The 17114-nt window shown below is 39.7% G+C and carries 19 protein-coding genes; 12 read left to right on the top strand and 7 right to left on the bottom strand.

The features are described from left to right. Positions 1 to 238 precede the first annotated feature (238 nt). Positions 239 to 1135, bottom strand: coding sequence for a helix-turn-helix domain-containing protein (locus tag Ana3638_RS23995; RefSeq protein WP_161840275.1), 897 nt, complete (start codon positions 1133 to 1135; stop codon positions 239 to 241). Between the two features lie 846 nt (positions 1136 to 1981). On the opposite strand from Ana3638_RS23995, the gene Ana3638_RS23990 reads away from it, so the two are divergent. Continuing rightward, complete coding sequence (locus Ana3638_RS23990) at positions 1982 to 2626, top strand: helix-turn-helix domain-containing protein (RefSeq protein ID WP_161840274.1); 645 nt, start codon at positions 1982 to 1984, stop codon at positions 2624 to 2626. A 51-nt stretch (positions 2627 to 2677) separates the two neighbouring features. On the opposite strand, the gene Ana3638_RS23985 is transcribed toward Ana3638_RS23990, so the two are convergent. The 6 genes from Ana3638_RS23985 to Ana3638_RS24770 form a co-directional block, all read right to left on the bottom strand. Continuing rightward, complete coding sequence (locus Ana3638_RS23985; protein WP_334297146.1) at positions 2678 to 4660, bottom strand: DNA polymerase; 1983 nt, start codon at positions 4658 to 4660, stop codon at positions 2678 to 2680. A gap of 71 nt (positions 4661 to 4731) precedes the next feature. Beyond that, positions 4732 to 4863, bottom strand: a complete 132-nt coding sequence (locus Ana3638_RS25880) for a hypothetical protein (protein WP_281352857.1) — start codon at positions 4861 to 4863, stop codon at positions 4732 to 4734. Between the two features lie 99 nt (positions 4864 to 4962). Then, positions 4963 to 5526 (bottom strand): DUF2815 family protein, encoded by a 564-nt coding sequence (locus Ana3638_RS23980; protein WP_161840272.1) that lies wholly within the window; start codon positions 5524 to 5526, stop codon positions 4963 to 4965. A gap of 19 nt (positions 5527 to 5545) precedes the next feature. Beyond that, positions 5546 to 6661: a DUF2800 domain-containing protein gene (locus tag Ana3638_RS23975; RefSeq protein ID WP_161840271.1), complete on the bottom strand. Its 1116-nt coding sequence runs from the start codon at positions 6659 to 6661 to the stop codon at positions 5546 to 5548. After that, positions 6654 to 7004 (bottom strand): DNA ligase, encoded by a 351-nt coding sequence (locus Ana3638_RS23970; protein WP_161840270.1) that lies wholly within the window; start codon positions 7002 to 7004, stop codon positions 6654 to 6656. The genes Ana3638_RS23975 and Ana3638_RS23970 overlap by 8 nt, the downstream gene beginning before the upstream one ends. Next, on the bottom strand, positions 6997 to 7161 hold the full coding sequence (locus tag Ana3638_RS24770; RefSeq protein WP_202621539.1) for a hypothetical protein: 165 nt from the start codon (positions 7159 to 7161) through the stop codon (positions 6997 to 6999). The genes Ana3638_RS23970 and Ana3638_RS24770 overlap by 8 nt, the downstream gene beginning before the upstream one ends. 310 nt (positions 7162 to 7471) lie before the next feature. On the opposite strand from Ana3638_RS24770, the gene Ana3638_RS23965 reads away from it, so the two are divergent. From Ana3638_RS23965 to Ana3638_RS23920, 11 genes are all read left to right on the top strand, one after another. Next, on the top strand, positions 7472 to 7888 hold the full coding sequence (locus tag Ana3638_RS23965; RefSeq protein ID WP_097015284.1) for a DUF7768 domain-containing protein: 417 nt from the start codon (positions 7472 to 7474) through the stop codon (positions 7886 to 7888). Then, a complete protein-coding gene (locus Ana3638_RS23960) occupies positions 7885 to 10137 on the top strand; it encodes a phage/plasmid primase, P4 family (protein ID WP_161840269.1) in 2253 nt (750 codons plus the stop codon). Before Ana3638_RS23965 ends, Ana3638_RS23960 begins: the two co-directional genes overlap by 4 nt. A 147-nt stretch (positions 10138 to 10284) precedes the next feature. Next, positions 10285 to 10566, top strand: a complete 282-nt coding sequence (locus Ana3638_RS23955; RefSeq protein ID WP_161840268.1) for a VRR-NUC domain-containing protein — start codon at positions 10285 to 10287, stop codon at positions 10564 to 10566. Beyond that, on the top strand, positions 10547 to 11914 hold the full coding sequence (locus tag Ana3638_RS23950; RefSeq protein ID WP_161840267.1) for a DEAD/DEAH box helicase: 1368 nt from the start codon (positions 10547 to 10549) through the stop codon (positions 11912 to 11914). Before Ana3638_RS23955 ends, Ana3638_RS23950 begins: the two co-directional genes overlap by 20 nt. 54 nt (positions 11915 to 11968) lie before the next feature. Further along, positions 11969 to 12289, top strand: coding sequence for a hypothetical protein (locus tag Ana3638_RS23945; RefSeq protein ID WP_246240584.1), 321 nt, complete (start codon positions 11969 to 11971; stop codon positions 12287 to 12289). Between the two features lies 1 nt (position 12290). Next, positions 12291 to 12707, top strand: a complete 417-nt coding sequence (locus Ana3638_RS23940; protein WP_161840266.1) for a DUF1492 domain-containing protein — start codon at positions 12291 to 12293, stop codon at positions 12705 to 12707. A 118-nt stretch (positions 12708 to 12825) separates the two neighbouring features. Next, positions 12826 to 13185, top strand: a complete 360-nt coding sequence (locus Ana3638_RS23935; RefSeq protein WP_161840692.1) for an HNH endonuclease — start codon at positions 12826 to 12828, stop codon at positions 13183 to 13185. 112 nt (positions 13186 to 13297) lie between these two features. Continuing rightward, positions 13298 to 13873: a P27 family phage terminase small subunit gene (locus Ana3638_RS23930; protein ID WP_097015254.1), complete on the top strand. Its 576-nt coding sequence runs from the start codon at positions 13298 to 13300 to the stop codon at positions 13871 to 13873. A gap of 7 nt (positions 13874 to 13880) precedes the next feature. Then, the gene (locus Ana3638_RS24765; protein WP_202621538.1) at positions 13881 to 14039 is read left to right on the top strand and encodes a hypothetical protein; all 159 of its coding nucleotides are present in this window, start codon (positions 13881 to 13883) and stop codon (positions 14037 to 14039) included. Continuing rightward, a complete protein-coding gene (locus tag Ana3638_RS23925; RefSeq protein WP_161840265.1) occupies positions 14032 to 15285 on the top strand; it encodes a site-specific DNA-methyltransferase in 1254 nt (417 codons plus the stop codon). Before Ana3638_RS24765 ends, Ana3638_RS23925 begins: the two co-directional genes overlap by 8 nt. Continuing rightward, positions 15282 to 17099, top strand: a complete 1818-nt coding sequence (locus tag Ana3638_RS23920) for a DNA cytosine methyltransferase (protein ID WP_161840264.1) — start codon at positions 15282 to 15284, stop codon at positions 17097 to 17099. Before Ana3638_RS23925 ends, Ana3638_RS23920 begins: the two co-directional genes overlap by 4 nt. The last annotated feature ends 15 nt before the right edge of the window (positions 17100 to 17114 follow it).

The following is a 17114-nucleotide window of genomic DNA, read 5'->3' as shown; positions in this document are numbered from 1 at the left end:
TAATTAGAAGGATGCTTCTTGGATGTTTCTTCCGAGATTGCTAAGTTCTGAATTACATACACTATTTGACAGTGGCTATCTAACAATAGATACTGAATATCGATTTGATATCAGTAACTACGTATGAAGACTATGGAAATGGAAACGAAAAAGAATTGTATAAGCAAAAAGCATTTATAGCTTAGTGTTATAAATGCTTTTTACATTTTTTTCATGATTGCAAAGAACTTTATGACGGTTAGATATCATCATTACCGGCTAATCTTAATTTTTCTAATTCTTCTATATCCGCTGTATGATTATAGCAAACATATTCTTCACTCAGAATTTTAAAATTATCAATATCAATCAAAATAACAGATATATTAATATCAAGATTTTTTGGAGATCTTTTTGTAAGTGAATAGAAAAAGCCCTTTGAGGAGGTAACTATTGTGTATTTATAATCGTTTGGTATATCCATTGTAGCTAATCTACCCCATGTGCTAAAAGCATACATTGGTGAGAATCTTCGATAATCCAATTCATCGTTATCATCAAATCTTGAACGAAAATACTTAAATTCAAAATCCCAAGTTTCTACAGGAGCATTTAGTAAAGAGATATTAAAATCTCTTAGATAATCTCTACGGTTAGATGATTGTCTATCTATTCTCCAATCAAAAGGACAGAAGTTCATTCTGGACATAATTAACGAAACACACATAGAGTAAAATTTGTCTCTTTCTTCTCTCATTTGTACTCTTTCAATTTCCCAATTTTCTGTAGATCTTCTTTCGGCTGCTATTGAATAAGGTTCGTCACTTGCAGATCTAGGCAAAACATATGTAAGTTGTCTACCATCAGTTTCAATTTCGTGAGCTTCAATAGATAGTTGTTCAAAAGCGGGTGCAGAAATATAGCCTGATGCAATCATAAGATCTTCATAGGTTACACCATTCATTTCTCTATCAACTAATTTTCGTATTGTATCTGGCGTAGGAGGAACTTCAAGTTTCATATTAATCATTCGGGAGATATGAGCAACGCTTAAGCCAGCATCTTCTGCAAATTTAGTCATTGTACGACTACCTTTGGCTTTGTTAATCAAATTTGCAAATTCTTTTTTGTTAAAGTTATTAACTTTATCATCCATTTTTTCCACCTCATTTTATAGGATATATTATATTATAGTATACATTATCTTTCATGTCAATTATTATTGACATAAAAATAAAGAATTATTACAAGACATGTAAAATTATTTTAAAATTATGTAAATAGAGTATTGACAAGCTGGAAAGTATTTCATATAATTAAGAAAGATAAATACAGAAAAATTCTCTTAGAAGCCATAAGCTTAAGGGGATTATATTATTATCCTTTTTTTGCCATATACGTTACATGTAGGTAAAATATGTTGATATCATAGGTAAAACATAATGTTAAATAAATAAGAAAGGAGAGAGAGCGCCTATGGGAGAAGAATGTACTATCCGGTGTCCATTGGAATGTAAGTGGAATAAGAACTGCTTTGTATGCAAAACAGCTTCAATGGTAAATACCGATGTAATGTTACTTCATAAATGTCCTATTACAAAGAAAGACATCCTTGTAAACATAAGAAAAATTGCATAATAATATGAACTGATATCAATACGTTATAACTGAATAACAAGAGTAGCTTGCAAATAAGCCGCTAGGACGTGCTATATTGCAGTGCTCTACAAACGGATAATCCCGTTGGTAGACGCTGCAATAGCACGTTTAGCGGCTTTTTTGCAGTCAAAGTCAGTAATCTAAAAAACTATCAAATGCCTGATTTGCAATAAGGGCAAAGGATACATATTGTTTCGCTCTAGTCCGTAAGGTCTGTTGCGTTGCAATAGAAGTACCCTTCCCTTGTTGCACTCTTTTTTTGAACTGGGGGGTCTGTGTACTTCAGCACTGGCCTTCATTTGTATCCTTTGCCCTTTACCGCAGCAGGCGGAAAGGACAATCTATGAAAAAAGAAACACAGGAAATCAGAGTAAATGAGGCGGAGGAACAGGTACTAATACCAATGATTATCGATAGGGATTCTATCGAAGAGCATGGGATGATTGCAGGTGTAAAAAAATCACAGATTAGAAAATGGAGAGTAGGTAACAGGAAAGTAGATGTGGTTTTAATTCCAGGAACTAAGGCACAGTACGATGCTGTAATGAGTTCCTATTCAGCTGAGTTTAAAGCAGCAGATCGTGACAAACGCTGTGAGGTGAGTAATGGAAGTGGAAAACTGATTCGCTGCCCAGAAACTAATAAATGCAGTCAGTGCCCATATGCCACTTCATTGGATAAGAAGAACTTTGGAATATTAACCTTCAGTTGTCTAGCAGCAGAAAATGTAGATAATGAGGAGACAGAATTCGAAGCAGTTGCACCAGCAACGTACGGTGCAGCAGATATCTATTTAGGTATGCTGAATGAACTGATTAGTCGAGTACAGGAAATCGACCCTAACTATAGTAAAATACTTCAACTATTATCTGATGGGTTCAGCCATAAGGAAATTGCGGATGAGATTGGAATAGGGAAGAGTACAGTCACAGATAAAGTCGGAAAGATTAAAGCAATAGTAATGGATTTACTGAATGATATGATTTAATAGAAAAATGGTAGCAGCGCTGTATACGATCAGTGTTGCTACCTTTTTAGATTAATCTTTTCTATAAAATAATGTCTCATAGCCATCGGCTCTTAATAATAGACCTTTTATCCATGGAGGTGTTTTTCCCATCTGCTCACAAATGCTATCTAGGGATTCGTACATATGGCATTCTATGATTAATTCATCATGAATGTGGCCACAGATGAAAAAGCGAGAGAGTGTCTGAATCGCATAGCTAAGAATATCTCTAGAGATTGCTTGAACAATATTTTCGACAAATTTGGCACCATATGATTCTATTCGCTCCCACTTCTTTGTTGCCCCGATACCTTCGTAGGTTACGGCTTCTCCACCAAATCTGTTTATACCAATCTTAGGCTTTACATAAGTCAGTTTTCTACCAGATGGAAGTTTGATGAAAAGCATACCGCTTTGATAAATAAAGCTGATACCGTGAGTTTCGGTGGTGGTTTTTTGCATAATGGCATTTTTGACTGCTGTATCAACATCCCACCACAGCTGTACAATGTTGGGATTTGATGTTCTCCATGCATCAACTAGAGGTTGTAGTTCTTCTTCGGAAATCCCCATATCTAAGGCTCCCATAGATTTAAGAGCACCACATGAACCGCCGTATCCAAGGGCGAGTTCCGCTATCTTACCTTTCTGGCGAAGATGACTGTTTTGGCCATGCTTTTCGACTGGAACACCAAACATTGCGGAAGCACTCGCACAATAAATATCTTCGTTATTTGCGAAGACTTTATTTCTCCACGACTCCTGTGCTAGATGTGAGAGCACCCTTGCTTCGATTGCACTAAAATCTACGACAACAAACTTAAAACCAACCTTTGGGACGAAAGCAGTGCGGATAAGTTCCGACAGTACTTCTGGGACAGAATTATATAGCATTTCTAATGCATCATAATCACCATTCTTTACAAGTCCGCGCGCCTGTTCTAAATCTGGCATATGGTTCTGAGGAAGGTTTTGTAGTTGAATGATACGACCAGCCCACCTACCGCTACGATTTGCTCCATAGAATTGAAACATTCCTCTTGCCCGGCTGTCAGTACATACGGCATTTTTCATTGCTTGATATTTCTTTATGCTCGATTTGGCAAGTTGCTGACGGAGAGTAAGAACATCAGCTAGTTCTTCCGGAGCATCCTTCAGCATTTCCGCCACAGCCTTTTTACCAAGGGTGTCGGTTTCAAGTCCATTGTCAGATAACCATTGTTTCATCTGTACTACTGAATTTGGATTATCCAAATTTGTGAGTTTCTTTATTTCTTTCGAGAGTTCATCCTTGGAACGCTTATCCATATTAATAGCCTGTTCTACGACATCCATATCAATAGCAATTCCACGGTCATTGATAATTTGGTCTAAGTGATATTCTTTCCAAACAAACTCCGGCACAGGGAAATTGGCTAACTTATTCTGAATGGACATTTCAACTTCAACATCTCTGCGGTTATAAGAGATGAAGGTGGCCCATTTAGTTTCGTCATGTATAGAAAGATTTCTAGTGCGGCCACTGTTTGATTTTGTAGGTTTGCATGGAACACAAAAGTAGCGGATGAGGTCTTTACCCTCTTTCATTTTTTGTTCTTGTAAGCCGAGCACTGCACCCACACCTTCAAGGGATAATGGTAATCCAAGATAAGCCGACCATATCATAGAGCATCTCCAGGAGGACGGATCCAAGTAGTTACCAACCGTGTCATCACTGGTGCTATAGCTACTGAAATGTTCTGGATAATTTCTTCTTAGCCATTCAGATAGACAGATACGTTCAAAAGCAGCATTAAATGCCCACTTGATCACAGTATTATTTGTCAGAGCTGCAACAATCTCTATTGAAAGTTTCTCACCATTGGAAAGGTCTACTACCTGTACCTCACCGCCATTGACAGCATAGCCAAATAACAGAATTTCAAAGTTATCTGACTCAACATATTTATATACACCGCATTTGCTCAAATCTATATCACTATATGTTTCAATATCAATTGAGAGCGTTTTTATTTCACTCAAGAATTTCACTCCTTTCATAATAAACAAGGCGGCTAAGATTGCTCCTGCCGCCCATCCATGATTTACTGTTGTTCTTTTCTCTTTTTACGCTCGGAGCGAATATCATCACGAATCAGTGTGAAGAACATATAAGCACTGCCTCCCATGTTGATACTCAAAAATACCACGAAAATAATAGTTAATATTGTATTCATATCATTTACCTCGTTTTTCTTAGATTATCTTAAGCTCAGAGAATGGCTCAAATCTGATCCATTCTCTACAGCCACTTGATTGACATTGTTGCATTGTGATTAAGACAGGAAATCGTCATTATCCTCGGTTTCAAAATCATCCTCTGCACGAGACTTGCCACCTAAAGGTTCTCCGTCTGAAATCTTCTGAAGATTATTCAATCCGCACGCAATTCCTCTATTTCCGTTTGAATTAAAAGCATACAGATTGATGGAGGCTCTACCATAGACGCCGGAATAAACTTCCGAACGATCAAGGATTGGATTGCAATTTACATCAACAATACCCGGTGCAGTAGCACTATTTGCATTAATGAAATAAGCATTTGCGTAAGTAGGATCATCTGGTCTTTCTTGATCGCCATCACGAAGAGGAGTTTTAAGTACTGAAAGAGCAGGGACTGTCTTACCGTTACCTTTTAATTTTGACTCGCCTTCCTTATATGCTGCTTCAATGGCTGTCTTAATCTGTGTTACCGTTTTGGTATCGGACTTTGGAATGATAAGGCTTACACTATACTTAGGTGTACCTCCATTGATTGACTTTGGATCCCAAACATTTGCATAGGACCATCTTGTTTGTGAACCTGTAATTACTTTCGTTGGATTTGCTACTTTTGACATATTATTGTCCTCCTTATTTTTAATTGAAATCAATTTGTGCTGTGTTAAATTCCGGTCGTTTATCATTCTCCGGAACAAGAGTTGGTTTACCTGGAGCCTTGTTTACAAGGCTTCCTAGAATTTCTTCGAATTTCTTTTTGCCAAGAACTGAAGTCATGGCTGTAATACCTAAGAGCTTATTTTCATATGGGTCAAAACCTGCTGATTTTACGGCATCTGCAACCGCCTGTTCATCGGTGTATTTTCTGGTTGAGCGTCCCTCAACAACTTTAAAGCCATCGTACTTTGTGCCACTAAGTGCTTGTTGTAATGCATATTCCTTTATGTCATTGACCCAGGTGACAAGGTTATCTACCTTGGTGAGAATAACACTTATTTCTGTGTCATCTAAATTGGGAGGCATCTCAAAGTCATACTTTGCTAGTTCAAGGTTGTATTCGGCACGCTTACGACAGGTAGCCTTAATCTTACAGAACTGGCAGTGGTCACCGGCCTTAAATTCACCCTCACCCGCATAGGCCAGTTTTGCGATAGGAGAGAGTACCTCATTACCCCAAGTTATTAGTTCTTCCTTTGACAAGGTGTAGGTGCTGATATTGTCCCTCCGTGGTTGGAAGATTGTCATCTTAACGGTATCGATATCGTAGATACCATCGAAGAGTTCTATAGCTCCAAGAGCATAACACAGCATCTGTGGGTTCTCTTCAGCTGACACCAGTATTCCAAGTCCGTGTTTGTAATCGATGACTTGAAGAATACCATCAGCAACGATTACACAGTCACCTGTTCCAAATCCATTCTCTACATATTTAGAGAAGTCGAGATGCTGTTCGATTAAGATTACAGGATCAGAACAATAGCGCTTTGCTTCCGCCAATTGCTGTATGACGAATGAAGCATATTCTTCAGCACAGTTTTCCATCTCCCCATTGTAGTAATCCAAATTCTCCGTAGGGTCTTTTGTGTTTATACCGAGTGCCTGTTCTAATTTAAACTGACAGAGGCTATGTGCATCCGTACCTTCTTGTGCGTAAGGACTGGATTTGTTATCCTCTTCAGCACATAACTTTGCTGAAGGTGGGCATTGCAGCCATCTGTGGCTGGATGAAGCGGAGAGTAATGCATGTTTAGGCATTTCCTAACACCTCCGCATCTGCGAGTAAAGCTTCATAGTCATCAGGGTTGATGTCTGATAGTTTGTTTGCTCCAAACTTTAATAGAAGAGCTTTAACATCTGCTGTGTATCCATTGCGTGACTTCTCCGCAAGTATTGCTCGGACATCGGTAAGAGAGATTGACCTCTTTGCAGGTTCTGGTGGTACTTTTGTCGTAGCTTTCTGATTCTTAGGCTTACTTGTAGCTTTTTCTTCTACATCCGTAGAAAATAATTCTTTCAGAGTATCTGAAATTCCAATTAAGATTTCACCACATCTCCTTAACTCATCAAGTTCTGCGGATAGTTCGCTCATCTTACTCATGCTTGTTTTCTCCTTCCTTATTTAGTTGTTCTTGCTCGGTTAATTTCCTTGCAAGTCGTTTTGATATGACACTGATTGCGATTAGTACATCTGCAAGTTCTTCATCTAAGCCGATGTCCTTTTTGCTCTCAGCACCTGCAGTTGTTTCAGACTGCATAAGTAGCACCGCCTTTCCGAGGGTTAATTACCTCTCTAATTTCTTAAGGACAGAAGTCTGAGTCTTGGACGGATAATCTTGTAACTTATTTAAAATCTTTTCGGACTCATGTCCCTCTAACTTCCTAAGGACAGAAAACAAATAAATGGACGGATAGTTTTGAAACTTTTTCTACTTGGTTTTTCGCTTATATAAAGGAAGCGATTCTGAAATAAAAAGTTTGCAAATTATCCGTCCAAAAGCAAGGGTTCTGTCCTTAGGAAGTTAGGGGGATATTTTGTCCTCGAATATTTTTGAAGGAGGTGAGACCTTGGGAATTGGCTTATATAACTCAGAAGGCTACAAAGACCCTGTACCCTTTGAAGCGATCAATGGCATAGAGCGTGAAGAAAGAAAGAGTAATTACAGACCACTTGTTTATATCTGCTCTCCTTACGCTGGTAATGAGGAATGGAATACCATGAAGGCCAGAGAGTATAGCAGATTTGCAGTAAACATGGGAGTAATACCAATTGCCCCACATCTGTTGTTTCCGCAATTTATGGATGAAGCCACCGAGAGGGAATTGGCAATGTTCATGAACATGGTACTGCTGGGAAGATGTGCAGAATTGTGGGTGTTTGGAGGAAGGATATCGGAAGGTATGGCAGCTGAAATTCTAAGGGCCAAACGAAAACGCATGAGAATCCGTTATTTTACGGAGGACTTTAAGGAGGTGACCAGATGAAGCAATTTACTTTGTATACATCAGACAGTGTGGGGAGTCAATCAAATTGCGTTTATCCTCATAAGACAGTTATTACAGATGAAGCCTCTTTGAAGCAAGCGGCTGCACATGACCATGTTTCGGCAGAGTATAAGGGAAATTATCGTAGTAGCCTGAATTTCATCAGGGCGGATAATGTACCTCTAGATTGTGATAATGATCATTCAGATAATCCGGATGACTGGGTAACACCATTAGAAGTTGCGTTTGCTTTCCCAGATGTTGCTTTTGCTGTTGTTTACAGTAGAAGCAATATGCTACAGAAGGACAGTAGGTCACCACGTCCAAGATTTCATGTGTTCTTTCCAATACCTCCAGTAACAGATGCAAAAGTATACTCAGCGTTAAAAAAGGAGATCACATCGTGTTTCCCTTATTTTGATAACAATGCTCTTGATAGCGCCAGATTTTTATTTGGAACAGCCAATGCTGAGGTAGAACTCTACAGAGGAGATAAAAGTATTGTAGACTTTCTGCAAGATAATAAATTTGAAGAATGGGATAATTCGCAGGATGAAATTCTAGAAGGAAATCGAAATAATACGATGTCGGGTATAGCAGGTAAACTCGTTGTTCGTTATGGGAATACCGATGAGGCATATGATATTTTTCTAAAGAAGGCAGAGAAGTGCAATCCACCTCTGGAAGAAACAGAATTAAAGACTATCTGGAACAGTGCTGTAAAGTTTGGGAAATATGTATCTTCTCAGGAGAGCTACATTCCACCAGAACAGTACAACACAGATATGAAGTTAAAGCCGGACGATTTTTCCGATGTAGGTCAGGCGATTGTTTTATCAAGAGAATATTTGGAGAGTTTACGTTATTCGCCATCCACAGATTACATCGTCTACAACGGAAGCTACTGGGAGGAGTCAAAGCCAAAGTCTCAGGCAGTGGCACAGGAACTAACAGCAAGGCAGTTGGAGGAAGCGGAAGCAAAGATGCAGAAGGCTACGAATGAAATGCTGCAAAATGGTGCTTGGGAGATGCTTGTTGCAATGGGACCTAAGAAAGCAGCATCAGCTTTTAATGAACAGCAAAGGCATTCCTTTGAGAAATACCAGACCGCACAGCTTTATCGCAATTATGCCATTAAGCGTCGCGATTCCAAATACATCTCATCTGCCTTAAAAGAAGCTCGCCCAATGTTGGAGATAGAGCAGTGTAATTTGGATGCAGATGAGTTTCTATTAAATACACCATCCGGAACATATGACCTACGTAAAGGATTAGGTTCTGTTATGAAGCATGATCCACTTGATTTTATTACAAAACAGACAACGGTGGATCCTGGTACGGAAGGAGCTGATCTATGGGAAGCTGCTCTAAATACATTCTTCTGTGGCGATTTAGATCTCATCCATTATGTTCAGGAGATTGTAGGCCTTGCTGCCATAGGAAAAGTATATGTGGAAGCACTGATTATTGCCTATGGGGAAGGTCGTAATGGTAAGTCAACCTTCTGGAATGTAATTGCTAGAGTACTTGGTTCTTACAGCGGTAATATTTCTGCTGATATGTTGACAGTTGGATGCCGTAGAAATGTAAAGCCGGAATTAGCTGAAGCAAAGGGAAAGAGATTGATAATTGCTGCTGAGATGGAGGAAGGAATGCGCCTAAATACATCAAATGTCAAACAGCTGTGTTCTACCGATGAGATTTACGCAGAGAAGAAGTACAAGGATCCATTCAGTTATATTCCAAGCCATACACTGGTGCTTTATACCAACCATCTTCCGAAGGTCGGAGCTATCGATAGAGGCACCTGGCGTCGTCTGATTGTAATTCCTTTTAATGCAAAGATAGAAGGCAACGCAGATGTGAAGAACTATGCAGATTATTTACTTGAAAATGCAGGAGGCGCAATTCTTTCTTGGGTGATTGAAGGTGCTACGAAGGCAATCGGACATAAATTCAAGATTGAAGCACCAGAGAAGGTAAAGGCTGCAATTCAGTCATATAAGGAAAATAATGATTGGCTTTCACATTATCTAACTGACTGCTGCGAAGTGGATAATTCTTATAGTGCAAAGTCTAGTGAAGTTTATAGCTCATACCGCACTTATTGCATGCAGGTGGGTGAGTTTATTCGCGGTACAGCAGATTTCTATGCAGCGCTGGAAACAGCCGGATTTGACCGTAAAAGAACCCGTGATAATAATCTAATTCTGGGACTAAAGCTGAAGCCGGAATTCCTTGAAGTATAAGGCTTTTTAACTATGTGTGGAGGTCTATGGAACTTGATATATAAACTTTCTTATAGGGGTAAAAAAATAGCCTATATATAAAGTTATAGAATCAGCCTCCAAAGACCTCCACACCCCAATAATCTTGATGGAAAGGTATGCGAGAAAATGCGTGAGAAGATTATAGAACAAAAACTTGTTGTAGCAGTTAAAGCCAAAGGTGGTATTTGCCCGAAGTTTACATCACCTAGCTTTTCGGGTATGCCGGATAGATTGATATTACTTCCGGGAGGAAAGTTTGGATTTGTGGAAGTGAAAGCACCTGGTGAGAAACAAAGACCGTTGCAGCTTACTAGACATAAGTTACTTTATCAATTGGGATTTAAAGTATATGTGTTAGATTCGGTAGAAAAGATCGGAGGGATTATTGATGCAATACAATCCACATAGCTACCAGCAATATGCTATCGAATATATCAAAACACATCCCATTGCAGCAGTCCTTTTAGATATGGGTCTGGGAAAAACAAGTATTACTCTGACTGCAATAGTTGACTTGTTATTTGATTACTTCGAGATACACAAGGTTTTAGTGGTAGCACCGTTAAGAGTGGCAAGAAATACCTGGTCAGCAGAAATAGCCAAGTGGGAGCATCTACAGGATTTGAAGTACTCCATAGCAGTTGGAACAGAAGCCGACAGGCTTATAGCACTAAAAGCCAAAGCAGATATTTACATTATCAATCGTGAGAATCTTCAATGGCTCATTGAGAAAAGCAATCTTCCATTTGATTACGACATGGTTGTAATCGATGAGCTATCTTCATTTAAGAACTGGCAGTCAAAGAGATTTAGAGCTTTTATGAAGGTAAGACCAAAGATAAAAAGAGTAGTAGGACTCACAGGAACACCAAGTAGTAACGGTTTGATGGATTTGTTTGCTGAGTTCCGTGTGCTTGATATGGGTTTGCGTCTTGGAAGATTCATTACCCAGTTTCGTAATAACTACTTCAAGCCCGATAGAATGAATGGTCAGATTGTTTATAGCTACAAATTATTGCCGGGAGCTGAGCAACGGATCTATGACAAAATATCGGATATTACGATTTCTATGAAATCCACCGACTATCTGCAGATGCCAGAACTAATTAATTCTAACTATTTAGTTTATCTGGACCCAGAAGAACAGGATTTATACGATGACATGAAAAGGGATTTAATGCTTCCTTTTAATAACGATGATGATATTACTGCAGCAAATGCAGCAGCACTTTCAGGGAAGCTGTGTCAGATGGCAAACGGGGCGGTGTATTCCGACAAAGATAAAATCGTGTATATCCACGACAAAAAACTGGATGCTTTGGAGGATATTATTGAAGCAGCAAATGGCAAGCCAATCTTAGTGGCTTATTGGTTTCGACATGATTTGGAGCGAATCACAGAGAGGCTTAACAAATTGAAAGTGGAATTCACACAGCTGAATACAGACAAAAGTATCCAAAAATGGAATGCTGGTAAGCTTCCTGTAGCATTAATACATCCTGCGAGTGCCGGTCATGGCCTTAACCTCCAATCTGGTGGATCCACCATTGTCTGGTTTGGAATGACATGGTCCTTGGAATTGTATCAGCAGACAATAGCAAGGTTATGGAGACAGGGGCAGACTGAAAATACCGTAGTGGTGCAGCACATAGTAGCCAAAGGAACGATTGATGAGACGATTTTAAAAGCATTGTCAGAAAAGAACAATACACAATTCGCATTAATCGATGCTGTAAAGGCTAATCTGCAAATCTGAGACAATCTGAGTAAATCCGAGTGGAATAAAATTCTAAAATCGGAGGTGCTGTTTATGTACAAAAAAGGTATGCTAGTTAAACCTTTTATAGTTGAAGATGGATTTTCCAATCTAGCAAATGCCATTATCATACAGGCAGTTAAGGACTACCGAGAAGCAATCCATTTCCTAAAACACCATCCACATACTCCTGATCTAGATACTGAGGAAGCGAAAAAGGATATTCGAAAGATTACTCTGCTAAATAATATCATTAAAAATGAAGGAGAGCGGGATGATGTAGAACGCTTTTTCCGTTCCGGTTGGTTTGGGGAGCTCACTGCTCTGGATGGTGATGTGCTATTAAAGCAGATTCGTGAAATGGAGGTGGGCTGATATGACTACATTAGATTTTCTTAGCCAAGCCTACCGACTTGACCTTCGCATTGACAGTAAGCTTGAACAGCTTGCTTCCTTAAATGAACTAGCAACAAAATGCACCTCTACCATCAGTGGTATGCCTCGCAATCCCAACCATAGCATTTCTTCTATGGCAAATGTCGTTACAAAGATTGTGGATCTTCAAAGAGAAATTGATCGTGACATACATCAGTTAATGGACATTAAGCGGCAGATTGCTGCTAGTATCAAAGCAGTAGAAAATAAGGAATACCAGACCTTGCTTGAGCTTCGTTTTCTTTGTGGCTGTACATGGGAGGAAGTTGCTATCAAGATGGGCTATAGCATTCAGCATACTTATCGAATGCGTGATAGAGCACTGAAGAAAGTTGTTGTTAATGCAAGTGGAGAGTAAAGGAGAGTTGATGTTATTACAGAATATAGTATAATGGTATTGTAGAAAGTATAGACACAAGCCACCGCAGGAGAGATCCTTGGTGGCTTTTGTTATGCCCAAAAGTGAGGTGAAGCAGATGCCAATGAAGCCTAAGCGACCTTGTTCATATCCTAGCTGCCCTGAGTTAACAGACGGTCGTTTTTGTGAGGAGCATGCGAAGAAGGAAGCATCACGGTATGAAAAGTATGACCGTGACCCTGAAACAAGAAAGCGTTATGGTCGAGCTTGGAAACGCATTCGTGATAGCTATATTGCTGCCCACACTCTCTGTGAAGAGTGTAAGAAGAATGGAAGGCTGACACCAGCAACAGAGGTGCATCATATCTTACCACTTTCAAAAGGTGGAACTCACGATAAAAGAAACCTGATGGCTCTTTGTACACCTTGTCATTCGGCCATCACTGCAAGAGATGGAGACCGTTGGGGAACCCGGTAGGGGGGTCAAATCTCCACAGCTTTCCATTTGTGCAACGGGCGTGGGGCATCACGCAAAAAAAATCCAGTTCAAACGGGGGATTAACCCCTGCAAGTCAAGAAAGGAGCAAAATGTGGCGAAAGACGGAACGAATAGAGGAGGAAGACGAGTTCGTGCAGGTGATAAGCCACTACCACTTTCTGATAAAATAGCAAGCGGCAAAGCAGCAAAGATATTAGAGGTACCAGACCTACAGCCTGAAACAGTATTTAAGATTGATGAACCGGAGGGAGTCGTAGAATTGTACGGAGAAGATATGCCCGCTCCGAGTGATTATCTCAGTGCAAAACAAAGGGATGGTAAACCGTTAGGTGCAGATTTATTATACACTGAAACTTGGAAATGGCTGAAAGAACGTGGGTGCGAGAAGTTCGTTAACCCTCGATTGATTGAAGCTTATGCACAAGCATTTACCCGTTATATCCAGTGTGAGGAAGCGATTAGTACATACGGGCTTTTAGGAAAACATCCAACAACAGGTGGTGCTATAACAAGTCCATTTGTACAGATGAGCCAATCGTTTCAAAAGCAAGCAAATCTTATTTGGTATGAGATTTTTGATATCGTAAAACAAAATTGCACGACGTCATTTATTGGAAATCCTCAAGACGAAATTATGGAGGCTCTTTTATCAGGAAGAAAGAGGTAGGTAGCGCATGACTCTAAATATATTTTTAAAGCATTTAAAAAAGCAAAGAGAAAGATTAACTACGCAACAGTATAAAACAATACGCGGGCAAGCATTAGCTGGCGATGTTGTTGGTGCAAATAAAGGTCTTATAAAATTGCTAGAACGGGGTGAGAAAATTGGATAATGATAAGAAATATACTCATGAATTGCAACAAGTTGAAATCTCAAAACTTGTACCATATGCAAATAATTCAAGAACCCATAGCAAAGAGCAAATAAAAAAAATCCAATCAAGCCTTAGAGAGTTCGGTTTTGTAAATCCGATTTTAATTGATAGAAAATATAATATTATTGCAGGGCATGGCAGATTGTTAGCTGCAAAAGAGGATGGCTTAGAAACAGTACCTTGCGTGTTTGTTGACCATCTAACTGAGGCACAAAAGAAAGCCTACATTATTGCAGATAACAGACTAGCTGAAGATGCAGGATGGGATAAAGATTTATTGGCCATTGAATTGGAAAGTTTACAGGAACTGGACTTTGATATCGACCTTTTAGGTTTTGATACAGCTGAATTAAATACCCTTTTAAACTCTGCTGAAGATGTAAAAGAAGATAATTTTGATGTGGACGAAGAGCTGAAAAAACCTACATTCTCACAGCAAGGTGATTTGTGGATTTTAGGTAGGCATCGTCTTTTATGTGGAGACAGTACAAAATCAGAAACATATGAAATATTGATGGATGGTAAAAAGGCAAACTTAATTGTAACCGACCCTCCCTATAACGTGAAATATGAAGGCACTGCAGGAAAGATACAAAATGATAATCTTTCGTCAGATGCCTTTTTTAATTTCCTTTTTGATAGTTTTAGCAATATGGCAAAGGTTATTGCTGATGATGGTTCCATTTATGTTTTCCATGCCGATACGGAAGGACTTAACTTTAGAAAAGCTTTTTCTGATGCAGGGTTTTATTTAAGTGGTACTTGCATATGGAAAAAACAAAGTCTTGTTTTAGGAAGAAGTCCATACCAATGGCAGCATGAACCAATTCTCTTTGGATGGAAGAAAAAAGGGAAACATCAATGGTACTCCGATCGAAAGCAAACGACTATCTGGGAATTTGACAGGCCGAGTAAAAATGCGGATCATCCAACGATGAAACCAGTAGCACTTATAGCTTATCCAATTGGAAATTCCAGTTTAACTAACTCAATCGTTCTTGACCCCTTCGGAGGCTCTGGAAGCACACTTATTGCTTGTGAGCAGATTGATCGTATCTGCTATATGGTTGAGTTAGATGAAAAGTATTGTGATGTTATTGTCAATCGATATATTGAGCAAGTCGGTAATTCAGATGGTGTACTTCTTCTAAGAGATGGTACCAAATATAAGTATAGTGATTTGCCGGAGGTGAATGCAGAATGAATAAACTAACCCTCGGCTCACTCTTTGATGGTAGTGGGGGATTTGCCTTGGGAGGCATTCTCTGTGGCATTAAACCTTTATGGGCATCTGAAATCGAACCATTTCCAATAAAGGTTACAACCAAACGTATCCCACAGATGAAACATTATGGAGATATCAACAAACTAAACGGCGGGGAGCTTCCGCCTGTAGATATAATTACCTTCGGTTCTCCTTGCACGGATATGAGTGTAGCAGGGAAAAGAACTGGTCTGGACGGAGAACAATCCGTCCTTTTTTATGAAGCAATTCGAATTGTCAAGGAAATGAGGTGCAAAACGAATGGACAACATCCAAGATTTATCGTGTGGGAAAATGTCCTCGGAGCATTCTCTTCAAACAAAGGAGAGGACTTTAGGGCAGTCCTCAAAAGTATCACAGGGATTAAAGATGAAACCATATCTATTCCTAAGCCTAACAAATGGCTTAGTGCAGGAGAAATCGTGGGAGAAGATTACTCCATCGCCTGGAGAACAATTGATGCGCAATACTGGGGAGTACCCCAACGAAGAAAGCGTATCTACCTTGTCGCGGATTTTACAGGTAGGAGTGCCGGAAAAATATTATTTGAGTCCGAAGGCTTGTCAAGGTATTCTTCGCAGAGCATCAAGCCGTGGAAAGGAATTACCACCTATGTTAAAGATGGCACTGGAGAAACAGGCACAATCTGCTTAAATGACGAGGGCGGGAATCGTATGGATGTCACAGAGGATATGACTAGTACCCTTCGAGCTAAATCAAACCACCCTCCACTGGTATTTGAAAATCACTCCCAGGACAGTCGCTATGTGGGACCGCTTAAAACATCACAGACAGTTCTTGCTACTTTTGGTACGGGTGGCAATAATCAACCTTTTGTTATGGAAACACCTAAGACTTTAAAAATCCGGTGCGGCTGTGAAGGTGGTGGTAAGGGAGCATTAATTCAGGATAATAAATCAGCCACGATTTCCTGTAATAATGATCAGACTTTATTTGTACCTGCTGCTTTTGGAATTTGTGCTAAAGATAGCAACTCGATGAAATCCGATAACCCACACAGCGGGTTCTATGAGGCAAATACCTCTCGAACCGTGGATTGTAACGGAGGAAACCCATCCTGTAATCAAGGAGGTATTGCTGTGGTTGCTCTGCAAGGCTCAATGATTGGAAGAAGAGATTGCAATGGGCCACAAGGTGATGGTGTAAGCGAGGATGTTTCTTTCACATTAAATACCGTAGATAAACACGCTGTAGTCTATGCCATTGATAGAGAAAGCTTTAATTGTGGTCAGAACTTTGCAAGAAACCTAGGTATAAACGATGAAGGCATCTCTTCAACACTAAATGCGCAGGGGCCGAGTGCAGTAGCGACTCCAACCTATTCATCCAGTAAGGCATCCTTCTTTACCAGTGCAGAAACAGAGCTGGCAAATACACTTGTGGCAACAGATTATAAAGACCCTCCGTTAATTAATGATATTGATGGTGCAGAGTATATTGTAAGAAGGCTGACACCAACAGAGTGCGCAAGACTTCAAGGATTCCCGGATTGGTGGTGTAGTGACCTTGGAACAAAAGATCCTATGGAAGAAGATATTGCTTTCTGGATGGATGTATTTGAAACACACCGAAGGATAATAGGGAAAGCTAAGAAGCCAAAAAGTATAAAGCAAATTATCAAATGGTTACAACATCCTCACTCGGATTCAGCAGAATATAAAATGTGGGGAAATGGTGTTGCCTTGCCATGCGTTTGCTTTGTACTTGCAGGCATTGTAGAACTTAATTCATGAAATAACTACAGCTTT

It is taken from the genome of Anaerocolumna sedimenticola (genome assembly GCF_009931695.1).
Lineage (GTDB): Bacteria > Bacillota > Clostridia > Lachnospirales > Lachnospiraceae > Anaerocolumna > Anaerocolumna sedimenticola.
This window is presented reverse-complemented; position numbering and strand designations above follow the sequence as displayed.